Annotated in this window: 1 rRNA gene (only partly in view); it reads right to left on the reverse strand. The window is 51.8% G+C overall.

Annotated features, from left to right (window positions below):
- Positions 1–2441: ribosomal RNA gene (locus MHB51_RS11000) — 23S ribosomal RNA — on the reverse strand (it extends 487 nt beyond the left edge of the window).
- Positions 2442–2500 lie beyond the last annotated feature (59 nt).

The following is a 2500-nucleotide window of genomic DNA, read 5'->3' on the forward strand; positions in this document are numbered from 1 at the left end:
TTCCATGCGGAACCACCGGATCACTAAGCCCGTCTTTCGACCCTGCTCGACTTGTAGGTCTCGCAGTCAAGCTCCCTTGTGCCTTTACACTCTACGAATGATTTCCAACCATTCTGAGGGAACCTTTGGGCGCCTCCGTTACCTTTTAGGAGGCGACCGCCCCAGTCAAACTGTCCGCCTGACACTGTCTCCTACCCCGCTAAGGGGCACGGGTTAGAATTTCAATACAACCAGGGTAGTATCCCACCGACGCCTCCTTCGAAGCTGGCGCTCCGAGATCTCTGGCTCCTACCTATCCTGTACAAGTTGTACCAAAATTCAATATCAAGCTACAGTAAAGCTCCACGGGGTCTTTCCGTCCTGTCGCGGGTAACCTGCATCTTCACAGGTACTATAATTTCACCGAGTCTCTCGTTGAGACAGTGCCCAGATCGTTACGCCTTTCGTGCGGGTCGGAACTTACCCGACAAGGAATTTCGCTACCTTAGGACCGTTATAGTTACGGCCGCCGTTTACTGGGGCTTCAATTCATAGCTTCGCTTGCGCTAACCACTCCTCTTAACCTTCCAGCACCGGGCAGGCGTCAGCCCCTATACGTCACCTTACGGTTTTGCAGAGACCTGTGTTTTTGCTAAACAGTCGCCTGGGCCTATTCACTGCGGCTCTCATGCGCTTGCACGCTCAAGAGCACCCCTTCTCCCGAAGTTACGGGGTCATTTTGCCGAGTTCCTTAACGAGAGTTCTCTCGCACACCTTAGGATTCTCTCCTCGACTACCTGTGTCGGTTTGCGGTACGGGTACCTCCCACCTCGCTAGAGGCTTTTCTTGGCAGTGTGAGATCAGGAACTTCGTCCATACGGACTCGTCATCACAGCTTGGCGTTAGAGTGTGCGGATTTGCCTACACACACGCCTTACTGCTTGAACAGAGACAACCAACGCTCTGCTTACCCTACCCTCCTGCGTCCCCCCATTGCTCAAACGGTGGGGAGGTAGTACAGGAATATCAACCTGTTATCCATCGCCTACGCCTATCGGCCTCGGCTTAGGTCCCGACTAACCCTGAGCGGACGAGCCTTCCTCAGGAAACCTTAGTCATACGGTGGACAGGATTCTCACCTGTCTTTCGCTACTCATACCGGCATTCTCACTTCTAAGCGCTCCACCAGTCCTTCCGGTCTGACTTCAACGCACTTAGAACGCTCTCCTACCACTGACATCGTAGATGTCAATCCACAGCTTCGGTGAATCGTTTAGCCCCGATACATTTTCGGCGCAGTGTCACTCGACCAGTGAGCTATTACGCACTCTTTAAATGATGGCTGCTTCTAAGCCAACATCCTGGTTGTCTAAGCAACGCCACATCCTTTTCCACTTAACGATTACTTTGGGACCTTAGCTGGTGGTCTGGGCTGTTTCCCTCTTGACTACGGATCTTATCACTCGCAGTCTGACTCCCGTGTATAAATATCCGGCATTCGGAGTTTGTCTGAATTCGGTAAAGCGAGATGCCCCCCTAGTCCAAACAGTGCTCTACCTCCGGTATTCTCCATCACGAGGCTAGCCCTAAAGCTATTTCGGAGAGAACCAGCTATCTCCAGGTTCGATTGGAATTTCTCCGCTACCCACAGCTCATCCCCGCACTTTTCAACGTACGTGGGTTCGGGCCTCCAGTAAGTGTTACCTTACCTTCACCCTGGCCATGGGTAGATCACCTGGTTTCGGGTCTACGACAACGTACTCCTTCGCCCTATTCAGACTCGCTTTCGCTGCGGCTCCGCTTTCTCAGCTTAACCTTGCACGTTATCGTAACTCGCCGGTTCATTCTACAAAAGGCACGCTATCACCCATTAACGGGCTCTAACTACTTGTAGGCACACGGTTTCAGGTTCTCTTTCACTCCCCTCCCGGGGTGCTTTTCACCTTTCCCTCACGGTACTGGTTCACTATCGGTCACTAGGGAGTATTTAGCCTTGGGAGATGGTCCTCCCGGATTCCGACGGAATTTCACGTGTTCCGCCGTACTCAGGATCCACTCTGGAGGGAATGAACTTTCGACTACAGGGCTTTTACCTGCTCTGGCGGACCTTTCCAAGTCGCTTCATCTACTTCATTCCTTTGTAACTCCGTATAGAGTGTCCTACAACCCCAAAGAGCAAGCTCTTTGGTTTGGGCTTTTCCCGTTTCGCTCGCCGCTACTCAGGGAATCGAATTTTCTTTCTCTTCCTGCAGGTACTTAGATGTTTCAGTTCCCTGCGTCTGTCTTCCATACGCTATGAATTCACGTATGGATACTATGCCATTAAACATAGTGGGTTTCCCCATTCGGAAATCCCCGGATCAAAGCTTACTTACAGCTCCCCGAGGCATATCGGTGTTAGTGCCGTCCTTCATCGACTCCTAGTGCCAAGGCATCCACCGTGCGCCCTTAATAACTTAACCTTCAGCTTTCGATATACATCGCCATCCTGCGTCAGCTACTTTCACTCATTCAGTCACGT

The organism is Metasolibacillus sp. FSL K6-0083 (genome assembly GCF_038630865.1).
Taxonomy (GTDB): Bacteria; Bacillota; Bacilli; order Bacillales_A; family Planococcaceae; genus Metasolibacillus; species Metasolibacillus fluoroglycofenilyticus.